General features: G+C 68.1%; 23 protein-coding genes and 1 tRNA gene. 11 read left to right on the top strand and 13 right to left on the bottom strand.

Translation table 11 applies throughout. The features are described from left to right. Together ABN028_RS23540 and ABN028_RS23535 are read left to right on the top strand one after the other, a co-directional pair. On the top strand, positions 1-369 hold a 369-nt coding region (locus ABN028_RS23540), incomplete at its 5' end, for a hypothetical protein (RefSeq protein ID WP_502879205.1). Positions 370-456: 87 nt separating this feature from the next. Continuing rightward, positions 457-1,647, top strand: coding sequence for an acyltransferase domain-containing protein (locus ABN028_RS23535; RefSeq protein WP_349698132.1), 1,191 nt, complete (start codon positions 457-459; stop codon positions 1,645-1,647). Between the two features lie 75 nt (positions 1,648-1,722). Here ABN028_RS23535 and ABN028_RS23530 read toward each other — a convergent pair whose 3' ends face one another. Continuing rightward, positions 1,723-2,061, bottom strand: a complete 339-nt coding sequence (locus ABN028_RS23530) for a hypothetical protein (RefSeq protein WP_349698131.1) — start codon at positions 2,059-2,061, stop codon at positions 1,723-1,725. Between the two features lie 164 nt (positions 2,062-2,225). Here ABN028_RS23530 and ABN028_RS23525 point away from each other — a divergent pair, with 164 nt between their 5' ends. From ABN028_RS23525 to ABN028_RS23505, 5 genes are all read left to right on the top strand, one after another. Next, complete coding sequence (locus ABN028_RS23525; RefSeq protein WP_349698130.1) at positions 2,226-3,080, top strand: phosphotransferase enzyme family protein; 855 nt, start codon at positions 2,226-2,228, stop codon at positions 3,078-3,080. A 371-nt stretch (positions 3,081-3,451) separates the two neighbouring features. Next, positions 3,452-3,970 carry a GNAT family N-acetyltransferase gene (locus ABN028_RS23520; protein WP_349698129.1) on the top strand — a complete coding sequence of 173 codons (519 nt, stop codon included), beginning with the start codon at positions 3,452-3,454 and terminating at the stop codon, positions 3,968-3,970. 229 nt (positions 3,971-4,199) lie between these two features. Continuing rightward, the gene (locus tag ABN028_RS23515) at positions 4,200-5,105 is read left to right on the top strand and encodes a phosphotransferase family protein (RefSeq protein WP_349698128.1); all 906 of its coding nucleotides are present in this window, start codon (positions 4,200-4,202) and stop codon (positions 5,103-5,105) included. Between the two features lie 367 nt (positions 5,106-5,472). Further along, complete coding sequence (locus ABN028_RS23510) at positions 5,473-5,847, top strand: hypothetical protein (protein ID WP_349698127.1); 375 nt, start codon at positions 5,473-5,475, stop codon at positions 5,845-5,847. A gap of 66 nt (positions 5,848-5,913) precedes the next feature. Beyond that, positions 5,914-6,129, top strand: a complete 216-nt coding sequence (locus ABN028_RS23505; protein ID WP_349698126.1) for a hypothetical protein — start codon at positions 5,914-5,916, stop codon at positions 6,127-6,129. 1,199 nt (positions 6,130-7,328) lie between these two features. Here ABN028_RS23505 and ABN028_RS23500 read toward each other — a convergent pair. Together ABN028_RS23500 and ABN028_RS23495 are read right to left on the bottom strand one after the other, a co-directional pair. Then, a complete protein-coding gene (locus ABN028_RS23500; protein ID WP_349698125.1) occupies positions 7,329-8,270 on the bottom strand; it encodes a hypothetical protein in 942 nt (313 codons plus the stop codon). 585 nt (positions 8,271-8,855) lie between these two features. Next, positions 8,856-8,947: transfer RNA gene (locus ABN028_RS23495), tRNA-Ser, on the bottom strand. A gap of 460 nt (positions 8,948-9,407) precedes the next feature. On the opposite strand from ABN028_RS23495, the gene ABN028_RS23490 reads away from it, so the two are divergent. The 3 genes from ABN028_RS23490 to ABN028_RS23480 all read left to right on the top strand — a co-directional run bounded on the left by ABN028_RS23490 (position 9,408) and on the right by ABN028_RS23480 (position 10,743). Then, positions 9,408-9,539, top strand: a complete 132-nt coding sequence (locus ABN028_RS23490) for a hypothetical protein (protein WP_349698124.1) — start codon at positions 9,408-9,410, stop codon at positions 9,537-9,539. Next, on the top strand, positions 9,524-9,670 hold the full coding sequence (locus ABN028_RS23485; RefSeq protein WP_349330450.1) for a hypothetical protein: 147 nt from the start codon (positions 9,524-9,526) through the stop codon (positions 9,668-9,670). Before ABN028_RS23490 ends, ABN028_RS23485 begins: the two co-directional genes overlap by 16 nt. Before the next feature lie 149 nt (positions 9,671-9,819). After that, positions 9,820-10,743, top strand: coding sequence for an aldolase (locus ABN028_RS23480; RefSeq protein ID WP_349698123.1), 924 nt, complete (start codon positions 9,820-9,822; stop codon positions 10,741-10,743). Between the two features lie 30 nt (positions 10,744-10,773). Here ABN028_RS23480 and ABN028_RS23475 read toward each other — a convergent pair whose 3' ends face one another. The 10 genes from ABN028_RS23475 to ABN028_RS23430 form a co-directional block, all read right to left on the bottom strand. Further along, positions 10,774-11,073 (bottom strand): hypothetical protein, encoded by a 300-nt coding sequence (locus tag ABN028_RS23475; RefSeq protein WP_349330448.1) that lies wholly within the window; start codon positions 11,071-11,073, stop codon positions 10,774-10,776. Further along, on the bottom strand, positions 11,060-11,281 hold the full coding sequence (locus ABN028_RS23470; protein WP_349330447.1) for a hypothetical protein: 222 nt from the start codon (positions 11,279-11,281) through the stop codon (positions 11,060-11,062). The genes ABN028_RS23475 and ABN028_RS23470 overlap by 14 nt, the downstream gene beginning before the upstream one ends. 75 nt (positions 11,282-11,356) lie before the next feature. Further along, the gene (locus ABN028_RS23465; RefSeq protein ID WP_349698122.1) at positions 11,357-11,920 is read right to left on the bottom strand and encodes a hypothetical protein; all 564 of its coding nucleotides are present in this window, start codon (positions 11,918-11,920) and stop codon (positions 11,357-11,359) included. A 453-nt stretch (positions 11,921-12,373) separates the two neighbouring features. Then, positions 12,374-13,228 (bottom strand): endonuclease/exonuclease/phosphatase family protein, encoded by an 855-nt coding sequence (locus ABN028_RS23460; protein WP_349330445.1) that lies wholly within the window; start codon positions 13,226-13,228, stop codon positions 12,374-12,376. 339 nt (positions 13,229-13,567) lie between these two features. Then, a complete protein-coding gene (locus ABN028_RS23455) occupies positions 13,568-13,960 on the bottom strand; it encodes a fibronectin type III domain-containing protein (protein ID WP_349698121.1) in 393 nt (130 codons plus the stop codon). Beyond that, complete coding sequence (locus ABN028_RS23450; RefSeq protein ID WP_349698120.1) at positions 13,942-16,098, bottom strand: beta-N-acetylhexosaminidase family protein; 2,157 nt, start codon at positions 16,096-16,098, stop codon at positions 13,942-13,944. Before ABN028_RS23450 ends, ABN028_RS23455 begins: the two co-directional genes overlap by 19 nt. Before the next feature lie 55 nt (positions 16,099-16,153). Continuing rightward, the gene (locus ABN028_RS23445) at positions 16,154-17,146 is read right to left on the bottom strand and encodes a Gfo/Idh/MocA family protein (protein ID WP_349330443.1); all 993 of its coding nucleotides are present in this window, start codon (positions 17,144-17,146) and stop codon (positions 16,154-16,156) included. Between the two features lie 62 nt (positions 17,147-17,208). Beyond that, positions 17,209-18,633, bottom strand: coding sequence for an MFS transporter (locus ABN028_RS23440; protein WP_349698119.1), 1,425 nt, complete (start codon positions 18,631-18,633; stop codon positions 17,209-17,211). Between the two features lie 94 nt (positions 18,634-18,727). Beyond that, entirely contained in the window at positions 18,728-19,504 is a 777-nt protein-coding gene (locus ABN028_RS23435; protein WP_349698118.1) for a WecB/TagA/CpsF family glycosyltransferase, read from the bottom strand. A 37-nt stretch (positions 19,505-19,541) separates the two neighbouring features. Next, complete coding sequence (locus tag ABN028_RS23430) at positions 19,542-20,342, bottom strand: carbon-nitrogen hydrolase family protein (RefSeq protein WP_349698117.1); 801 nt, start codon at positions 20,340-20,342, stop codon at positions 19,542-19,544. A 39-nt stretch (positions 20,343-20,381) separates the two neighbouring features. Here ABN028_RS23430 and mobA point away from each other — a divergent pair, with 39 nt between their 5' ends. After that, positions 20,382-21,005, top strand: a complete 624-nt coding sequence (gene mobA / locus ABN028_RS23425; protein WP_349698116.1) for a molybdenum cofactor guanylyltransferase — start codon at positions 20,382-20,384, stop codon at positions 21,003-21,005. Positions 21,006-21,097 lie beyond the last annotated feature (92 nt).

Below are 21,097 nucleotides of genomic sequence, written 5' to 3'. Positions count from 1 at the left end.
AGCACAATCCGCGATCGCAACGCCAACGCCTGCGACGACTTCGCCCGACGCGACCACCGCGTCAACGTCTGGCACTCCTCATCGCTCAACACAAGCTCAGCCTTCGGCCGCCCAGTCCTCGCCATCCGCCAAACCTACACTTACCCGACGAATTTCAGGCGGAGGACACTAGCCGGTCGGCCCTACGACCTCCGGCATGCCTGTGCCTCCACCTGGCTCAACGCTGGCGTGGCACCGACGCGGGTCGCACAATGGCTCGGCCACAGCGTGGACGTACTCCTACGGGTCTACGCCAAGTGCATCGATGGCCATGAAGGCGCGGACCGTAAACGCATCGAACGGTTCATGAGTCCCAGGGCCGAGGACTGACCATGCACCAAGGCTCGACGTGGAGGAAGCTGTACGGCCCCGATTCGACCTGTCGGGCCGTTCGCAAGTCGCAAGCGCGGACGTTTGGTGGGCGACTGGACGGTATGGCGCAGCTACGAATTCAACGAATGGGTACGTGAAGCATTGCCTCACTCGCGGCGAGGCCCCTGCGCCACTGCACGCCGCCGTACCCTGAAACTTTCTCCCAACTGGAGGTGGAGCGTGGGAGCGACCAATGCAGGGCTGGCGCCGGTGACGATCGATGATGTCGCGCGTGCTGCTGGCGTGTCGAAAGGCGCGGTCTCGAAGCTGCTGACGACTGACGACGAGACCTCCTCCGGGCTGGCGCAGCTGGCCTTGACCGGATCTCCGAACTTCAACGTCGTCCTGCCGGACCCCGACGACGCGGTGTCTGACCTGCTGCGGCTCGCCGTACCCCATGAAGACATCGACGCCATCGTCCGGTGTCTCCCAGTACTGCGACAGCCAGGGCCGCTCCGATGGTTGCTCGAGCGCTGCGTCCACTTGCTGGCACACTGCATGGACCACCCCAAGGCCGGCCGTCGATTTCCGACCTTCCCCAACCAGAGTAAGCCTGTACGCCGCTACTTCTACGTGCTCGTATTCCTGGCGATGCTGCCACAGCTGCGGATGCTGCACCGGAAACGAGGTATCCCCGAGCACGTGTCCTGGCTGACCCTGACGGACCTGGGTCGGCGCGTCGCCGTGCACCACCGTTTCCACGGCGTCGGCGGGCTACGCGACCCGAACTCGCTGGTCCACCACTTCACCGGCACCCTCTACCAGTTGGGACGACTGCAGTTCGAACGGGCCACACTCAACAAACGGCACGGACCCTCGATCGCCAGAGCCGGGCTGCCAGACCGCCCCGGTGACCCGTGCCTATCCGTCCACATCCCCGACTACTGCGGACCACTTTCGCCGCAGGCGTGTGACCACTCATTCGCGGCAGCTCGTGAGTTCTTTGCACGGCACTTTCCCGGCGAGCGCTACCGAATCGCCGTGTGCGACTCGTGGCTACTCGACACCCAACTCGCCGCGTACCTTCCAGCCGACTCCAACATCGTGCAATTCCAGCACCGTTTCACCATCCGCACGTTCCCAGCAAACGACCATTCCATCTTGCGATTCGTGTTCGGCCCGGACACATCCGACGTCGACAAGCTGCCCCGGCGCACCACGCTCGAACGCGCCATCATTGACCACATCCAGGCCGGCCGCCACTGGCGCGCCGGCAGCGGCTGGCTGACGCTTTAGCCATCGTTCACAGATAACAGTCCGCCGCAGTGTGTCCGGTCGGTGGTGGACCACGCGCCAACGGTGGAGTCGCGTTCAGCTCAGAACGCTGAGAATGTTCCCGACGAAACTGATCACGATGCCAACGATCACGAGGCCGATCGCTGAGGTCTGCCGGAGACGCCTCACCCTAACGAGTGACCCGACCGCGGCGACGGTCCGTCCGACCTGTACCGGCGTAGTGCCGTATTGGGTCTCGAACGGATCCAGCGCCACGAGCGGGTCCGCAGCTCTCGCGTCCTGCTCTGCGCCGCGATCTACGTCGAAGCTGTCCCAGGCGCGCCGGCTGTCGCGCACTTCCAGGACGAGCAGAAGAACGCCTCCGACTTCCGTCAGGAGACCTACCAGGTACACCGCCACGAGGGTTGCTGTCATGGTCTGGGGAGAGTACAGCGGGGTAGCCGTGATCGGCGACCGAAGCGGCCATGGCTTACCTGGACCGACGGCACGAAGTCGCTTGGCGGGCCGCGGCAGAGAATGCGCCGAGGACGGCCGAATCCTGGTTGCAGTCGGTGGTGCGCCCGACCACACTGGCGGCGATGGAGACAGGCGTACAGAGCTTCGCCGAAGGCTTGGGTCTGCATGTCGGGCGGCGGCTGGCTGGCGGTGAGTTCGGTGCCTATCTAGCACGAACCGTGCATGGCCAGCACGTGGTGCTCAAGATTCTGGTCCGGCATTCGAGGCTGTCGATCGAGTGGGTGGTCACTGCGGTCGAGTTGACCACGAAGCTACGTCAGAACGGCTACCCGGCGCCGAGGTTTCTTGACGTCGGCACCATGCACGGCCGCGTGTACACCGTGCAAGAAGCCGTCGACGGAGTCATGCCCGATCAGCTTCGCCCCAGCCATCTACGGCAGCTCATCGAGCTATGGCGGCTACACCACGACGTCGCCGCACAAGCCGGAGTGTCCGGCACGACATGGGCGACACACGCAGTAGAGGGACTTCGCACCGGCTCCGAAACGGTCTACATCGACCACTCAGTCCTCCGGGGCTGCGGCGACCCGCGGGTCGCCGAAGTGCTCGACGCAGCCATCGCGATCGGGCAGAGGACCGATCCTGACGTCTTCCGCACCGGCGACGTGGTGCACGCAGATCTCCACCATCGCAACGTCCTGGTGCGAGGTGATCAGATCGTCGCTGTCTTCGACTGGGAAGGCGCACACGCCGGCGACTCGCGATTCGACCTCATCCGACTGGTCGGCATCCCGTGCGTCGACGCCGAACTGGCCAACGACCTCCTCGGCCACGAGCTTGACGCCGCCAACGCATACGAGGTCCGCGCGGCGGTGGACGCTCTGAGCGCGCTGCAAGGCTTGACGTTTGCGGTCCGATCGAAGCCCGACTCGCTCGAGCATTTCCTGGGATCTGCGCAGCGCTTGCTGCTGGGATGACCGGCACCCTTGGTCGAGATTACCGGCGCTCCTGCGCAATCCGTGGGAACGTTCCACACTGCGACCGTCAGACGCTTCCGTAGGCAACTTGATCGACTCGCCTGCCCGTCTGCGCTCCGGGGGTCGTCGTCCAGATGCTCGTGGTCGCTCTGCGTTGCGGGTCGCTGGGGTCACGCTGGCGTCCGGCCGAGCTACGCATTACGAGTGGGTTCCGCGCGCAGGTCTACCCCCGATTCAGCCGTACCTGACCGTGGGCCGATCCTGGCAGGTGTGGGTTGCTAACGGCTAGTGAGGGGTGTTCGGGGGCACGTCAGGGGCATCTCCTGATAATCGGCGTGCGCTGCCTTACGTAGAGGTGTCAGGCTGCTCCGATGGTGACAGTCAGAGTCGTGGAACCAGAGGACGTTCCGGTCCTATGGGCGATGGCCGAGCTGCCTCACACTGGTGCTACCGCCGATCCATCCGTCCCGGTTCCACTGCCCACCGCTTGCACTGCGCCGGACCAGTTCCCCGACCTCGCCGACCCGTTCGCCTCCATCCTTGGAATGGGCGGAAACCTCTACGTGGCCGAGACGGACGGCCATCTGGTCGGGATGGCAAGTTTCCGCCCAACCAGCCTCCCAGCCCGAGCCGAAGTCACGCACGTGCGAGTCCACCCAGCACTGCGACGACGCGGGATCGGCCGCGAGTTGATGGCGGCTGTAGAGGCGGGGGCGGCAAGCCGAGGGTTCAAGGAGACCTGGCTCGACACCGCCACGAACATGCCCGTAGCCATGTCCTTCTACGAAGGCCTCGGCTACACCGAGGTGGGCCGCGAGACCCGGCCAGACTGGCACTGGACTCTCGTGTACTACCTCAAGAATTTGCCGGCATTCCCGCCGAGCCAGTAAGGACCTTGTTCCACGCACGTCAGGCAGGTCCAGACATCGGACTCACAGCTGGGGAACGTACGTCTATGGCACTCGGAGGGCGATCTCTGGCGTAAACGAGAGGCTGGAACGGCCTGGTGTACCCCTCGTTGTCCTCGACTAATGGCTCGTTTATGGCCCGGACCATGCCGAGCAGTCGGGGTGCAGACCTTTGGAAGGTTGCCTGCCGCCGGTGCTAGCCTGCCGCGCGATGACGACGCAGGGTCCCCCGCTGCCGCAGGCTATCCGCACGGCCGTCGTCGACCGGCTTCCCGGGGCCGATGTACAGAATGCTGCGCTGATCGGGGAAGGGATCGCCACCCGGGCTTACCAGGTCGATGACCCGTCGGGCACGTGGGTCGTTCGTGTGTCCAACGGCTACCCGGAGCCCTGGAGGTGGCGAGGTGGCCGCGCCTACGAGGTCCCACTTCTGGAAGCGTTGGCCAGCCGCGGCCTGCCGGTGCCGCAGGACCCCTTTCCCGTCCTTGCCGTGGACGGCCTACCGGTCGCGATCGTCGAACGCAAGGTTGCCGGCCAACCACTGATCGCGCCCCCGGCGGGCAAGCGACGAAGCCGCCTTGCGCGACAGCTCGCTAGCTTCCTCACCGTGCTGCACCGGATTCCGGTCGCCGAGGCGCATGCCCTCGGTCTGCCACGTTCCTCCGTCGCGGTGGAGGCAAGGCAGCACCTCGACCTTGCCAAGCCCTTCCTCACCACCAAGGTCTACCGCTGGCTCGACCAGGAGATCAGCTGGCTCGACCAACAGGACGTTCCGACGGCTCTCGTACACACAGACATTCGAGCCGAGCACCTGTACCTGGATACCGAGGGCGATCTGGTCGGTGTGATCGACTTCGGTGACGCAGCCATCGGCGACCCTGCCCGCGACTTTGCCAAGATCGCCGGAGACTTCGGAGACCGTTTCGTTCACCTGTTGCTCTCCCACTACCGCGGCCCGGCCGCCGACGGCATATTGGCAAGGTCGCAGCTCTACCGACGCCTCGACACCCTCTGGGAAGTCGCCGAAGATGCCTGGGGCGAACGTCCCTCCGCTCTGCGCCGCTTGAGGTCCCTCACCGCCGCAGCAACGAGAGCCCGCCAAGCGAGGAGTGTCTGATCTTCGACATCTGATCCACGCAGGTCGCTCACCTGCACGATCGTCGCGAAAACGACGGCTGACCTGGGCATATGCCTTTCGGCGTTGTCCAACGCCTGCCGCCGTTTTCCGTTCTCATGTGTACCGGATGTGTACCGACCTCGAGGGCCTACACCGTGGTGCGTCCTCTGCTTCGTTTGGAGCATCGGCACCTTGGCTTGGTGCCGGCCAGCGTTGATCATTGACGGCTGGTGACGGCAGTTCGGGGGAACGTAGGGGGCATCGGCCACGAGGCGATCACACTGCTCAGGCGTAGGTGCACACTTGGCCTGTGCGCACCGATGATGCAGATTTGGCACAGTGGCTCGCCGACCACGCTGGGTCCCTGGTGGCGGTCGAGTTCTCCTCTGCCTTCAACACCTACCTGTGCACCCTGCCATGGGCAGGAGCTGGACTCGACTGGAGAGGAATCTCCCATCGACATCTGCGGCTGACAGGAGACGTACCCGACGAAGACGTCGTGGGGTGGGCCCGCCACACGGCTGCAGGCACCCACGATTACATTCTGGCTACCGACAGCGCCGACGAACCGTCCGTCCTGTGCCCCTTCGACGACGGCCTCCGCGACCTTGATCTCCTCTCGCACAGACCCGACCTCTTCATCTGCGGCGCGGACCTGATCGGCGGCCGACCTAGCCCGGTATATCCGCACTTCATTGAGCGGCGGTTTCTTGAACACCTGCGGGCGCCGGACGTTCTCTGAAGGTCGACGGGCACTGGATCGCACCTGGCACGCATCTTGCACGGCACGGCCCCGGAGGTGAGGCTCATGGACGGGCAGACGTCCGATTCCGATGGTGGGTTGTCCGAGGCTGAGCACCGCGAGCTGCTGGCGCTGCTGCATCGCTACTGCTCGTACGATCTCGACCAGTGGGAGGCATGGCGGATGCAAACCGATCATGGCGAGGTCTATATCCACATCAGCCGACACCCGGCACCAGGCTCGTCACCTCAGTCATACGACGAGCTCCCATCGCCGACGTAATGACGCGTGCAGGGCGCCAGCTTGGAAGATGTGCGCTCACACCCAGCGTGGCTGAGTCGCGCTCACGAAGCAGGCGAGATGACCGCTGTTGACCGATGAGCGCCGAGACGTAGCCGCCACGTATGGCACGTATGTGGCACGCCGGTGCTCGACCGGCGGAAGCGGCAACAGGCGGCTGGCAAGGACCGCTCGGGGGGCACATCAGAGGTACGCCCCCGACGACTTCACCATGCGCTGCAGCTACGGTCGGTTCATGCGGCTTCTGGGAGGTTCCGCGAGTCCGATCGGCTGGTCGGTTCAGTATCTTGATGCATCCGTAGATGTTGTGCTCGACGCCGTGCGAGAGGTGCGCTCCGACCATCGCGTGAGCATCTGTCCGGCTCGGCCGTATCCGAGTGTGCTCGACCACCTTCCTCCATTCGAGTCGCCGTGGACGCGAGAGCTTGTGATGCCATGTGGAAACTGGTCCGCGTACCTCAACAACGACATCAACGGCGGCGACCCGACAGCGATCGGGCCCGCTGTTGCCCGCCGGCTCGGCGTTCGCTGCGTGGTAGTCCAACATGCGCCTCGATACGGCCCCGGCCACGAGGGAACCCAGCTATGGGTATCGGGTCCCGAGGGCGAACCGCCATTGATGTATGAGCGGACCATCGAAGCGGTGGCTACCGACGGCCGATGGGAGTGGCACACATCGGGACAGCCGTTCCCCTTCGAAGACGTGTCGCGCTATCGCTCGCGCCGAATCCGTGACCGGTTCGATCGACCGCTCTTGATCGAATATCTGCATCATCTCGGAATCCCCGCAGATGACGAAGCGGCGTACGGTCCCGGCATCGTCGTCCAGCAGCTGGTGGACTGGCCACGCCGGACAGTCTCCCTCGATCGAGCCCGAAGCGAGATCGGCCCATGACGACGCGCGAAGTCCCGGCGCCCAAGGATCGCGAACCCCGACTCACATATCCGTAGAGGCAGGCATCCTGATCCCGACCTGCGCGCCTGCGCTCGGACGCTCGTCGACCAGGTGCTCATCGTCGCTCGCCGGTGCAGGTCGTTGGGGTCACACTGGGGTCAACCTTGCCCGCTATCGCGGATGGCGCCGGAGATTCTGGTGCCTGTGCCAGTGCCGTACGGCGGCGGCGGTCTGACTCGCCCGCTGTTGAACAACAGGGCCGGGGGTGGAGCGCCTGGTGATCGACTCAGGGATGGATTGCCACCGGTACGGGTTCACCGCGAACGGCGTCGAGAACGGTGCGGCCCTTCAACGGCTCATCCAGTTGGGCGGTGGCTGTGCGATAGGCACCGACGGCCGTGCAAGCGACGCCCTTGGGTGGATCGGGCGCACGATCCTCGACGACGATCACCACAACCGCTGTGGTCGACTCCACCGCATCGGCGGTGTAGTCAGCTCCGCACGGCTGGTCGGCACCGCCGGGTGAGCCCGTGAAGAACACCTTCAGCCGGGTGTCGCTTACGGCGATCGACGCCGCCTCTGTCGACGGACCTCCTGGCCGTTTCCGTTCGGTCCAGCCCGGCGGGCTGACTGTGACGTCGGGGGTGGGATCCAGGGCCGGGCGGGTGAACCGGGCCGCGGTGCCAGCCAGCTGGTATTCCCACGCTGGAACGGTCGCGTCGCCTCGGCTGGTCTGGATCTGCGCCGTGACAGCGTGGGCACCGGTCACCTCCAACGGTTCACACGGGCGGAGATTCGCCCGGGCGGCCGTGGCCAGCAGCTCGAGAGTCTTGGTCGCTGACAGTCTTGGAACCCGCTGGCTGCCTCCCGTCCACCGGATCTCTGTCACGGGATGCGTGGTTGTCGGAAGCGACCCAGGTGCAGCGACCGTCACGCAGCCCGAGGTGATCTTGTCGAACACTTTCGGCTTCTGGTCGCCCCACTCACCGCTTGTCCCGGTCAGGTCGCCGACCGGCACGAAGCGCCGACCCCCGGAAGCGGCGACCGCCTTGTCCCACCGCGCCAGGAGCTTGTGAGCCTGCTGCAACGGTCGCTCGTCGACGGCCCGTCGAGGAGCGTCCGCCGAGGCCGAGCTGGTGTCATCCTGAACCCCACAGCCGGCCGCGACGCCGACGAGCAACACCACCATCGCCGCCATGGCAATGCATACGCCTCTACGTCTGAGCACGCCGGCTTACCTCCGCTGTTACGACGCTCTCCAGACGCACCGTCGCCTGGACAGGTTGCCTCGCTACGCATGGGTGGACAATCCGGCGCATCGTGGCAGCCCGATTGCGGCGACCACAGGTTCCCGCCGTCCTCGCAACTAGCCAGATTGAAGGCCGGAACGAAGCGGGTCAAGGGTCGAAGATCGCGCAGCGACGCCAACGGCGCCCTTGACGCGCGCAGTGGAGGCCCGAGACTGGCGTGCGAGGAAGGCGGGGCGGTCACGTCGGAGTGTTGCTCAGCCCAAAGCTGCCCACTCTGACGCTTCCGTTTCTCCCGCCCGGCGAGCCCGAGGACGGCCGCCCACGGCCGCCCGCAGGGCGGCAGCCGGGCGGTGCGCCGCGGCAGCGGCGCCTTGACCCTGTACAGCCAGAACCAGCAACACAGCCACTGGGCGCGTGGATAGCCGGGCGTTCGACCCCGCGTATTCCCCGCAACTACCCGTTTGTGGCCGCAAGTTACTGCACACGGCTGGACTCGTAGACGATCACTGCCGACGTCGGGACGGCCCAGCAGACCGGCCCTGACCTGCGGAAACGCTGGTGAGCGGAGGGCGTGGGATTCGAACCCACGTGGCGGGGGGTTACCCCGCCTAGCGGTTTTCAAGACCGCCGCACTAGGCCACTATGCGAGCCCTCCTGACCTGCGGATTTATCCCGAGAGCCTGGCTCCTCCCCGCCCCTCTGCCCGTGATCTGCCCGCAGTTGCGCCTCCACCCCGGGGCAGAGGCTCCGCTCGTCATTCTCCCATCTGACGGGTTCGGCTCCGGTACGTGGTCGATGGTCAAGGTGGGGTGATCCGGCGGCCGCTCCATCAACGCGTTCTTGGTCACCTCCGCACTGTCGATGCAGTTGGCATACACCGACCACATGATTCCGCGTCAAAGGGGAGGCGCCAGGTCGTCACCCAGCGCAGCGACTCGTGTCCGCCGCCGGATCTGGCCTGCATGGACTCCACCCGTTCCCGCTCGGGTGCGGGTCCCCATCGGCCTCACCCGTCCGCGGCAACGTTGCGTCCTCATGAAGAGCCGCGCTGGCGATAGACCCTCTGATCCAGGGAAACCTTCGCAGGTGAGCACCCCACCGAGCTGATCATCCGGGTGACACTCGCCGTACTCGCTCTTGTCGATCCGTTCACCCGAGCAGTGTTCTTCCGGATCCTGACCGAGCACGAGCCCAAGCGGTCCGGGAGTACGTCATCAAGATCATCGGCGCAGTGGCGATCGTTCTAGGCGGATCGGCTCTGATCGGTTGTATGGTCCTGGACCTGTTGGGCATCAGCTTGGCCGCGTACGGCGTCGCGGGAGGCATCGTGCTCGATCCGCAGCCGTTGAGTGCCGAAGACGCCATTCTGGTGCCCTAGGCCATCCCATTCATGGCGGCCCTACGTCAGCCACTGGCGCGTTTCATTTCCAGACCGCCGGATGCGGACCCCGCGCCTCATCTGACACGGCTGTTAGCCTCCGCAGCCGAGGGCGATGAAACCTTCGTCCGTACGCACGAAGGAGGACGATGACGAACCCGGCCCCAGCTACCGCACCAGGCACGTCCGCCCCCACCACGAACCCTGCGAGCCTTGACGCACTGCGCCGGCCGTCCGGAGGCTTCGCCATGGTGGCGCTCGACCAGCGCGAGTCGATGCGGGCGATGTTCGCCGAGCATCAGGACGGCAAGGTCAGCGACGCGCAGGTGACCGAGTTCAAGCTGACCGCCGGCCGCATCCTCGGGCCGCACGCCTCTGCGGTTCTGGTCGACCGGCAGTTCGCCCTCGACCGCTACCTCGACGACGGCATCCTCGGCCCGGACACCGCCCTCATTGCCGCCGGCGACAAGCTGACCGCCCGCAGTGACGAGATCGTCGGCGAAGCCGCGATCGACGAGGACATCGACCTACCCGACTACCGGGCCAGGGGCGTCACGGCGATGAAGCTGCTGGTGCTCTACCGCCCCGACGACGAGCCCGCGGCCCGCCTCGCGATGGTCGACCGGTTCGTCGAACGCTGCCGGAACGCCGGACTGCTGAGCATCATCGAACCGGTCTCCCGCCCGCCCCGAAGTCGCACGAACCCCTCGCGAACACACGATGGCATCCTCGCTGCGGCAGCTGAGCTGGGTGCCCGCGGCGCGGGCCTGTACAAGGCCGAGGTACCGCTGCATGGTGAGGGCTCCGACGATGACATCCGCCGCATGTGCGGCGCGCTGACGAGCCTGATCGCCTCGCCCTGGGTGGTCCTGTCCTCGGGCGTACGCCAGGACCGCTTCCCACGCGCTGTCGAGCTCGCGTGCAGCGAGGGCGCGTCGGGGTTCCTCGCCGGCCGGGCAGTCTGGCGGTCGTGCATCGGCCAACCGGACGTGGAGGCCGCCCTGCGAAACGACGCGGCCCCACGGCTCCAGCATCTCGCCGAGGTCGTCGACGCGGCCGTCACGAAGGGGTGACAGCCGGGCCCGCCAGCGAGGTCAGGGCGCTCACACGTCGAGCGCGATCCGGAGCATGGAGCCGATGCGTTCCATGACGTCATCCTCGACGACGTCGACCTGCTCGAGGCACGAACGCCGATACAACGCGTCGAGATGCTGCGGCGCCACCCATCCGTGCCGCGGCAGCTCCACGGCCAGCAGATGGCCGGGGTCGTCCGGGCTGACCTCCACGGCGAGGAACCAGCCCTGGTCAGGGGCGGCGTTGACGGCATCGGTGCTGACGACGACGATCAGCCGTTCGCGGTTCAGGCCCTTGGAGACGTACCGCCAGACCTCACCCCGCCGCACGGTAGGCGGCTTCCTCCGCCGAACGGTCCTCTTCGTCGCGCAGCTGCCGGTCGTCGCTGACCGGGCTCGGCGACTGCCACAGGGCGTAGTGGCAGGCGGCCCGGGACAGCCAGGCGGACAACGACATGTCGGCCTGCACCGCGGCCTTCTCCGCGAGCCACAGGGCGTCACCCGACATGCTCACGGTGATCTTCTTCGTCGTTGCCATATCCGGGACCATACCGATCGCCATACCCGACCGCCATCCCCGACATACGTCCGTACGCCTGAAAAGCGCAGAACCCTACTGCTTCGGCGTACTACAGTCCGCCCTCGCCGCGCGGAAGGCAGCCTCGGCGTCGTGGAAAGCATCGATGTTGACCGGGGCCTTCTCGTACGCCGCCAGCCAGAGCGTCGTCGCGGCGCCCGGGTCGAGATGACCGGAGCGCCGGTGAGCCATCGCGGCGAGGTGCGCCTTCCATTCGGCGACCGCGTTCCGGGCGGCCGAGAGCGCCTTGTCCGTCTCCTCGCCGAGCACCCGACACCCGTCGATGGCGCCCTGCTGTTCGGCCGTCATGTCCACCGCGTCGACGTCGGCGCACACCGCACGGACGTCCTGGTAGTCGGCAGCCGCCTGCTCGAAGAGCGTGACCCGGCCCGGCCCCGCGGTCCGCGTCTCGGTCCAGATCGCCTTGGTCTCGGCCTCGGTGTTCCTGCCCGCCTCGAGGTCGGCCATCGCCTGGATGTGCGCCGCCCAGTCGTCGACGGAATCATCGGCCGCCTCGACCGCGTCGACACCCACCCGGGCGGCCGATCGACACTTCTCGACTGCTTTGGCCGACGGACTCTCGACAATCGTCGCGTCCACGTCGCCACGAGACGTTTCGCGTGGTGCGGATCTGGTTGCCGTCGGACTCACCGTCGCTCCGGCATTTTCGGCCGCCCACGTGCCGATGCCGATTCGAGGTGCGAGGAGAAGCCAGCCCAATCCAGTCGCACCTGCCACAATCAGGACGCTGATCCCAATTGCCAGCCCTCTGCCCCGTTTGCGATGAATCGCTTTCCTACGCCCGCCTGCCACCAGATTTCCCTTTGCCCTGAAGCCGCTCCCGTGCTTGGGCAGATTAGAGGCTCATTAGGCCGGACAGAAGCCTGTAGGTCACGATAATGAGACGACGAAGCTTCGATTTCGTACCAAACCTGATCGTTATGGAATGTGGTTTTTACCAATAACCCGGCGAGCCTAAAGGCGATCAGCCCGGTTAAGGAAATTCCGAGGCAAATGACCGGAATTTCCTTAACCGCACGGAAACACGCAGGATCAGCGGCGGACGAGAAGATCCACGAACAACGGCAGGTGGTCCGACGCGTCGGTGGGCACGACCTCGGCGTGGCGGAAGACCAGGTCGCGGGAACCGAGTACGTAGTCGATCCGGCTCACCGGGTTCTCCACCGGGTACGTCGGGCCGGCACCCTCGCCGACCTCCGCCCACGCGTCGGCGAACACGTTCGTCAACGTCGCGATCTCCGGCGTATCCGGAAGGGCGTTGAGGTCTCCGGTGAGGAGGGTGCGCCGCGGGTCACTACCGAGCAGTTCGACGATCGCGGCCGCCTGCGCCTCCCGTTCGAGGTTGTCGTTGTGCTGAAGGTGGGTGTTGGCGACCCGCATCGCAACGCCACGGATCTTGAGGTTCGCGACGAGCAGACCGCGCTGCTCATGGTTACCGAACTTCGGAAGGTACGTGTTGCTCCACGAGGTGATCGGGGAGCGGGACAGGATCGCGGTGCCGTACTGACGGCGCTCCTGACCGGGCTCTGCCGGGTCGAGGTCGAGGTTGGCGCCGTAGACGGCGTACATGTCCAGTCGCTCGGCGAGCTCTCGCGCCTGGTCGGCGAAGTCGCTCCGCTCGCCCCAGTGCCGGTCGACCTCCTGCAGACCGATCACGTCGGCGTGCATCGAGGAGAGGACCTTCGCCGTGTGCGCGACGTCGAGAACGTCGTCAGGCCCGGCGGCGTGGTGGATGTTGTAGGTGGCGACGCGGATCTTCACCAGGTCGGAGTCCGTGTCTTGCGCGGCCGCCGATCCGGCGACAGGGCCGAGCGCGCCGGCGGCACCCGCGGCCATCACACCCACCATGGCGAGAACGCGCCTCCGGCGCAGCGTACGTCGTAGCACGAACGGCTCCCTTCACGAGCACGAGATGCGAGCGCCATCTCACCGCCCCCGCGAAGACACGACCTGAACGAACAAGTAACACTTCCTGACGAACAGCGCTCGGATTCCGGCACAAACTAACGACACCACGCAGGCGACGCGCGACACCTCGCAGACCAGGCCGGAGTTGGTCATCCGCGCCGCGCCCGCAGCAACCATGCCCGCCCCCGGGAATGATCACGCATGCCTGATCATTCCCCACGAGACCCCACGAGACCCGGCGAACCTGGCGTGCATCGTGGGGAATTGCCGAGCACGCGTGATCATTCCGCGCGGCGGGCCCCTGGGCACGGCGGCGCGCTACGACACGGCACTGGTCCGCCCGTGGGTGGTCACGGCGACAACGGTGTAGCTGTACGACGCATGTGGCAACGCGGTGGCGTCGCGGAAGACCTGACAGTCGGCGGGTACGTAGGTGAGGTAGGTGTCCGGGCCTGGCGGAAGGCCCTGCGTGGCCCCGCGGTAGATCCGGTACGCCACGACCGGACCGCTCGCAGGCTCCCAGGTGACGACCCGCGCGCGGGTGTCGTCGACGGTGACGGTGACGTTCTGCGGCACGCCCACCGGCGGGTCCGGCTGCGGCAGGACCGTCACCGACCGCGGCACGCCCGAGGGCGCCACCGTCTCGTGACGACCGTCGCTCGCGACCACGACGTACTCCACACCGCGCTCGGTCAGCGCCCACGCCGGCATCGCCGCGACGAAGGTCCGCGCCCGGCCGCGGACGTTGGGACACATCGCGACCTTGTGCCAGTCACGTTCGCCGATGATGCGGTAGCGCAGGTGTGCGCTGAGCTCACTCGCACCAACCCACCCAGCCCGGGCAGGTCGCGCACCATGTCCTGGTAGGCGACGATCGCCTCCCGGAACCCGCTCCCGTGCAGGTCCGCCCACGTCCTCGCGCCTGGCACGATCGCCCGCGCGGTCCAGTACGACTCCAGCCACCGCAGGAACGCCAACCAGTACGCCAGTTCGTCGTTGCCTTCCGCGCCGCCTGGCACGAGCGCGGCCAGGCGTTCGAACTCCGTGCGTACACGGGCGTAGCGTTCGGCGTACTCGCTCGCCCCCGGTTCACCGGCGAAGCCCCAGCCGTGGAACTCCGAGGTCTTCATGCCACCGCCCGCGAACCCGTAGACACCTGCGGCCTCCAGTGCCGACAGCGCCGCGGCGCCGGCATCCGCCACGTCGGCGGAGGCCGCCTCGGTCCCGGCCAGCGTCGCCGCCGCGAAGTCGCGGTAGAACCCCTCCGCCGGAACCACCGTGCCGGGTGCCTGCCACAGATCCCTTGCCAGGTAGGCGACATTGGCATCGGCCGCGCGTTCGCGCCACAGGATCCCGATCACGCCGTGCACGCCAGTCGCCCGCAGCTCCGGCAGCCGGCGCTCCATCAGCTCGACGGCCAGCTGTGGTTCGGACAGTCCGCCGTCGAACTCCAGCCACGGCACCGCCCACGCCTCCCGGTCGGCGGCGACCTGTGCCCACTCCGGTCGTACGGTCATGTCGTGCGGCATCAGCGTGGAGAACACCACGTCGCCCGGCACCGCCGCCGCCAGTTCCGGGAAGCGTTCCTCCTGGAACCACGACCCGGTGACCAGCCGCACCTGCGGTGCGCGCTCCGCCAGATGATCGCGGACGATCGTGTACGCCTTGGCGCCGTCGGCGGTCGTGACCTCGTTGACCTCGCTGAAGTAGAGCTGGACATGGCTCAGGTCGGGATAGGTGTCGAGGATGTCGTCCACCCGTCCGGTCAGCACGGCCGGATCCAGCGGGTCCATCTCGTCGCGCAACGCCTCCGGCACGATGTCGAAGTCGGTGCCGAGCACGACCTCGACCCCGCGTTCGCCGGCGTAAGCGATCACCTGCCGCAGCATCGTGGCCGCCTTGGCGTAGGCATGGTCGCGCGCGTCCGGCTGGCTCGCCACGTCGCGCGCGGCGTCTGAACCGAGGACGTCGAAGGGCAGCAGATCCCCCGCCCCGAACGCCAGGTCGTCGGCCCGGCTCGCCGCGAGTCCCCACCGCTGGTGGTCGACCGAGGTGTCCAGCCATGCGTCGTAGCGGGCGTGACCGTCCTCGTCGCGCGCCGCGCAGGCGAACGGCTCGTTGATGTCCTCGCCGGTGTAGCCGCCCTGGTAGCAGTGCAGGACCAGAGTGTTCATCCGGAGCTTCACCAGCTGGTTGACGTACCGCTGGAAATCCTCGAGGGAGTACGCCGACGGCCCGTTGAGAAAGTCGTGCCAGGGCAGCAGGCCACGCCTCTCCACCGCCGGCTGCTCGGTGAGGTCGAGGTCGCGCACGACGAACGCCTCCGGACGCACCGCCTCCGCCCCGGGCTGGCCAGCGCGGCCTGCGCTGTCAGCGCGGTCCGGGCGGTCCGGGCGGTCTGCGGCGACGTCCGGGTCGTCTGCGGCGACGTCCGGGTCGGCCGGCACCCGCGGCGGCAGGACGTCGCGGCTCAGCAGGAAGCGGACGCCGTACTCCTCCAGCAGCCGGTACGCACCATAGAACGTGCCCAGCGGGCTCCCGCCCATCACGGCGATCACCGGGCGCGGGCCCGCCAGCGTGGCGGTCCGGATGACGTAGCCCTCCGGCGCGGGTGCCTCCGGTGGCAGCGCACCCGCCTCGACGAGAGCCGCGATCACGGCGTTGGAGTTCCGGTCGCCGACCGCGAGCACGGGATCGGTCCCGTCGTCCGGATAGGGCCCGATCTCCATCGCCTGGCCGGTCAGGTGGTACAGGTAGCGCCGCAGCTCCGCCGCCGCCAAGCGCTCGCGCTCATGAGCGTGTTCGCCGACCACGATCACCGCTTCGGTCCCCTCCCTGGTGACGTACATGGGACAGACAGTGCTGTGCCTTGGGCAGTGCTGTGCCTCGGAGCCCCTCCCGGGTTCAGCGCAACGACGCCGGATCCACCGGTGTACCGAGGCGGGCCGACTCCCCGCCGGCCAGGGCGAGGGTCAGCGCCACCAACCCGTCCTCGGCGGTGACCCGCGACTCGGCGCGCCCCTCGAAGGCGGCGACGAACTCCGCCAACTGCTCGGCGTACGGATCGACCGCACCGTCGTCGGCGTAGACCACGTCACCCGCGCCGTCGGTCACCACTGCCGACGGCTTCGAGTCGAACCGCAGCACGCCTTCGTCGCCCTCGATCTCGAACGTCGACCGCAGCTCGGTGCCGGGTACGTCCCAGATCCCCGTCACCTCCGACTCCACCCCGCTCGCGTGGGTGAGCGTGGCAGAGGCGTGGACGTACTCGTCGGGGCCCGCGCCTGGCTCCGACGTCGTGAGGGGCTCGGACCGGCCGACCACGTGGGTCACCTCGCCCGCCACCCAGCGGGCGAAGTCGAGGTCATGGATGGCGAGGTCGACCAGCACGCCGCCGGACCGTGCGACGTCGACGAACCAGGTCCCGCGACCCGGGCTCGCATTGATCCGGAAGAACCTCAGCTTGCGGAGCGCGCCGATCCGGCCGGAGAGTACTGCCTCGCGGGTGCGTACGTACGCCGGGAAGAAGCGCAGCACCTGCGCGGGAAACAGTCCCACTCCCGCCGACCGGCAGGTCTCGATCATCGCCCGCCCCTCGGCCGGCGTCCGCGCGAGTGGCTTCTCGCAGATCACGTGCCGGCCCTTGGCCGCCGCCTCGAATGCCCACTCGGCATGGGTGTCGGTCGGCGTGCAGATGTCGACGATGCTCACCCGGTCCAGCAACTCCGCCAAATCGGCGACCGCGGTGATCCCGTGCTCGGCCGCGAACGCCTCCCCACGGCCCCTGTCACGGGAATGCACGACGACCGGGATGCCGAGTCGCTGCCACGCGACCGTGTGCTGGTTGCCCATCAGGCCGGTACCGACCAGCCCGACGCACGGCGTGGTTTCCGTCATGCGGCCTCAGCTTAGATGAGTGATTCCGCTCCGAATCAGTCCTCCGGAGTGCCGGGCAGCGGTCATCGGCCAGCACCGGCGGCGCCGGCGTGCGCCGGTCCCGGGCCGTGAGGCAGTTCGTCGTCGACGAACCTCGGCCGCGCGGCCAGCAGCCCCGCGGCCATCTGCGGAAGGACCAGTACCAGGAGGAACCCGATCGGGATCGTCCACCCGCCGGTCACCTCGAACAGTGCCCCGAGGGCGAGCGGACCGATGGCGGCGATGAGGTACCCGATGCTCTGTGTGAACGCCGACAGCGGGCCTGTCACGTCGTACGACCGCGACCGCAGCCCGATCATCGTGAGCGTCAGCGGGAACGCGCCGCCGCCCAGCCCGAGCAGCACCACCCACGCCACCGCACCGGCCCGGGGCGCGAGCAGGAGTCCGGCGTAACCCACGAGGAACGCCACCCCGCACGCCCACACGAGAATGCGCTGGTCAGGGAGCCTGGCCGCGATCGTCGGGAACGCCAGCGAGAGCGGGATCCCCATCAGCGGCAGGACCGCCAACAGCAGACCCGCCGACGCCGCCGAGACACCGGAATCACGGAAGATCTGCGCCAACCAACCGAACGCGGCGTACGCCTGAAGGGACTGCAGACCGAAGTAGAGCGCCAGCGACCACGCCAACGGCGAGTGCCGGAGGTCGGCGAAGCCGCGCTTCCTTCCGTTCCTACGACGGGAGTCGCGGTGGCCACGCGCTCCACCGAACACCAGCAGCCAGCCGACCAGCGCGACACCGGCTATGACCGCCCAGACGCCGAGACCGGACCGCCAGCCACCGAGCGTCGCGGCGAGCGGCACCGTCAGCGCCGCCGCAATCGCTGCCCCCGCCGCCATCGACGTCGTGTAGGCGGCCGTGGCGAGGCCGACCCGCCGCGGGAAGTACTCCTTGACGAACGCCGGCAGCACGACGTTGCCGACCGCCATGCCTGCCAGGGCGAGCGTCGTGGCCAGCAGGAACACAGTGCTCCACGGCACCACGGCCCGGACCGCCTGGCCCACCACCACGACCGTCAGCGCGACCGTGAGGACGTTGCGGGCGCCGAACCGGCGCGCCCACCCGGCCGCCACCGCACCGAACGCCGCGAAGCACACCAGCGGCAGGGTGGTGAGCACACCCGCGACTGTCGGCGTCAGGTGGAGGCCGCCGCGGATGTCGGCAAGAAGGGCACCGACACTGACGACCGCCGAACGAAGATTGAACGCCAGCAGAACGACCGCCGCGAGGAGCAGCCAGCCCGGCCACGCCTTCACACTCCCGGCGGGACGAACGCCCGCCGCGGGGACGCCATCCCCTGCGGCGTCTGGGGATTGAGCGGCGTCTGCCGCGTCAGCGGCACCTGCCGCGTCAGCGGCACCTGCCGCGTCAGCGGCGTCGTCCGCCTCCGGGGCGGAGTTCACTTGTGCTGGCAGGGAGGGTGCGGGGACTCGCGGCGATAGTGACACGTGGTCCCACCCTATGGCGTCACTCCAACCCAGCAGGTGGCGGCCGCATCCTCGGACAAACGCGTTGGCGGTGCCGCAGACCCGGAACGGGTGGTCAGGAACGTCGCGCCACGCGGGACAGCCGGAGCCGACGTACGACGTCGCGGACGACGAGGGCGATGAACCGGGTGTTGGTCACGGCGTACCGCCCGAAGAGCCGGCGCGGCTCCTGCGCCAGCCGGAACAACCACTCCATCCCCAGCCGCTGCACGGTCACCGGAGCGCGCCGGAGCTCACCCGCCAGGACGTCGAAGCTGCCGCCCACGCCGATGCAGACGGGTACGCCGGTGGACTCCGGTCCGGCGACGACGACGCGTTCCTTCGCCGGTGTCGGCATCCCGACGAACAGCACGTCCGCGGCGCTACGGCGGATCTCGGCGAGGATCGCCGGCTCCTCCTCGGGTGCGTAGTAGCCGTTCCGGAGCCCGGCGACCTGCACGCCTTCAGCACGGAGACGTTCGCCGAGGCGGGTGACGACGTGTTCGCGGCCGCCGAGCAGATAGATGCGCCAGCCCGCGTCGCGCGCCAGCCGCAGCACCTGCTCCATCAGGTCGATGCCGGCGACGCGTCCGGGTAGTGGCTGCCCCAGCATCCGCGCCGCCCAGACGAACGGCTGCCCGTCCGACCCGACGAGATCGCCGCGTTCGAGGAGGGCGAGATAGTCGGGGTCGTCGTTCGCGCGTACGACATTGGCCGCGTTGACGCACAGATGCGTGCCCGGCCCACGTGCGGCGATCCGTTCCTCGACCCAGGCGAGGGTCTCGTGCATGTCGACGGCGTCGACCGGAACACCGAGGATCCGCATCCTGCGTCCCTCGCTGACCAGTGCCATCCTCGCCGCCCTTGCCTGTCGCGCGCCCGCGGACACCCTAGATGTACCGGTCGACGACGGCGAACCGGCGGTGGGAAAGCGTGGGATTACGCTGGCGTACGGCTTCCACCCGGGCCGCGTCGATCTCGCCGACGCAGCTGCCTGGCTCCTCGCCCAGGCTCGCGACCACCACGCCCATCGGGTCGACGACCATGCTCCGCCCGCAGTACGCCGGCGGGGACTGGGCCGCCGCCGCGACGTAGCAGGTGTTCTCGATCGCCCGGGCCCGCAGGAGGGTCGACCAGTGGTCCTCCTTGAGCGGCCCGCGCATCCACGCCGCCGGGACCACGAGGACGTCGGCACCGTCATCGGCGAGTGCGCGGGTGAGCTCGGGAAACCGCAGGTCATAGCAGGTGAGCAGGCCGAGCCGATGGCCCCCGAGGGGGACGATGACCCGCTCGCTGCCGCCCGACACCAGCCGGTCGGACTCGCGGTAGCCGAACGCGTCGTAGAGGTGGATCTTGCGGTACGTGCCCATCAGCGAACCGTCGGGCCCCAGCGCGACCAGGGTGTTGTACGCCCGCGCGCGATCATCGTCACAGGTCTCGAACATGCCGGCGATCACCGCGGCGCCGAGGTCCTTCGCGAGCCCGCCAAGCGCCTGGACGAACGGACCGTCGACCGGCTCCGCGGCGTCGCCGAGCGACGTGTCCGGCGTCCCGAAGTCGTACATGCTCGCCTCCGGGCACACCACCACATCTGGCGCCGCCCACGCCGTGGCCCGGGCGAGGCGTCGGATCTCCGCGAGGTTCTCGGCCTTGTCGAGGCTGGCACGGAACTGCAACAGGGCAATACGCACGTACGCCAGTCTGCCCGGTGAGGGTGAAAGACTCGACCCGTGGGCGACCAGGGAACCGCGGACTTCGACGTCGTCGTTCTCGCCGGTGGGACGGCGCGACGGTTCGGCGGCGCGGACAAGGTCCTGCTGCCCGTGGCTGGCCGGCCGATGCTGGAGCGGGTGATCGGTGCCGGTGCGGCGGCGCGGACGGTCGTGGTCGTCGGACCGCAGCGCCCGCTCCCCACTGGCGCGCCGACCGTGCGGTGGACCCGGGAACGGCCGGCCGACTCCGGCCCCCTCGCGGCCGTGGCCGCCGGCCTCGAACTCTGCGGTTCGGCGATCGTCGTCATCCTGGCGGGCGACATGCCGTTGCTCGACTCCACCGTCGTACGCCAGCTGGTTCAGGCCGCGCGCGAGGCGTCGGATGTCGACGGGGCCGTCCTCGGCGACGCGGAGGGGCGGCGGCAGCTCCTGGCCGGTGCGTACGTCCGCGACTCGCTGCGTCGCGCCCTAGCCGCCATCGGCGATCCGCGCGACCTGCCGATGCGCCTGCTGCTGGACGAGCTCCGTCTCGCCACCGTCCGCGACCCTCGCGCGGCCCTCGACTGCGACACCCCCGAGAACCTCGCCCGCGCCGACGAGATGGCCACCAATCCCCTGTCCGCTCCGCGCCGGTGGGAATGATCACGTATGCGTGATCATTCCCCACAACACGCGGCACATTCGCCGTGCATCGTGGGCAATTGCCACGCATGGTGAAGGCTTCCCACCGGCGG

The organism is Actinopolymorpha sp. B17G11, from assembly GCF_040196095.1.
Lineage (GTDB): Bacteria > Actinomycetota > Actinomycetes > Propionibacteriales > Actinopolymorphaceae > Thermasporomyces.
Note: the sequence above shows the minus strand (reverse complement) of the source record. Positions and strands in the feature narration are given on the sequence as shown.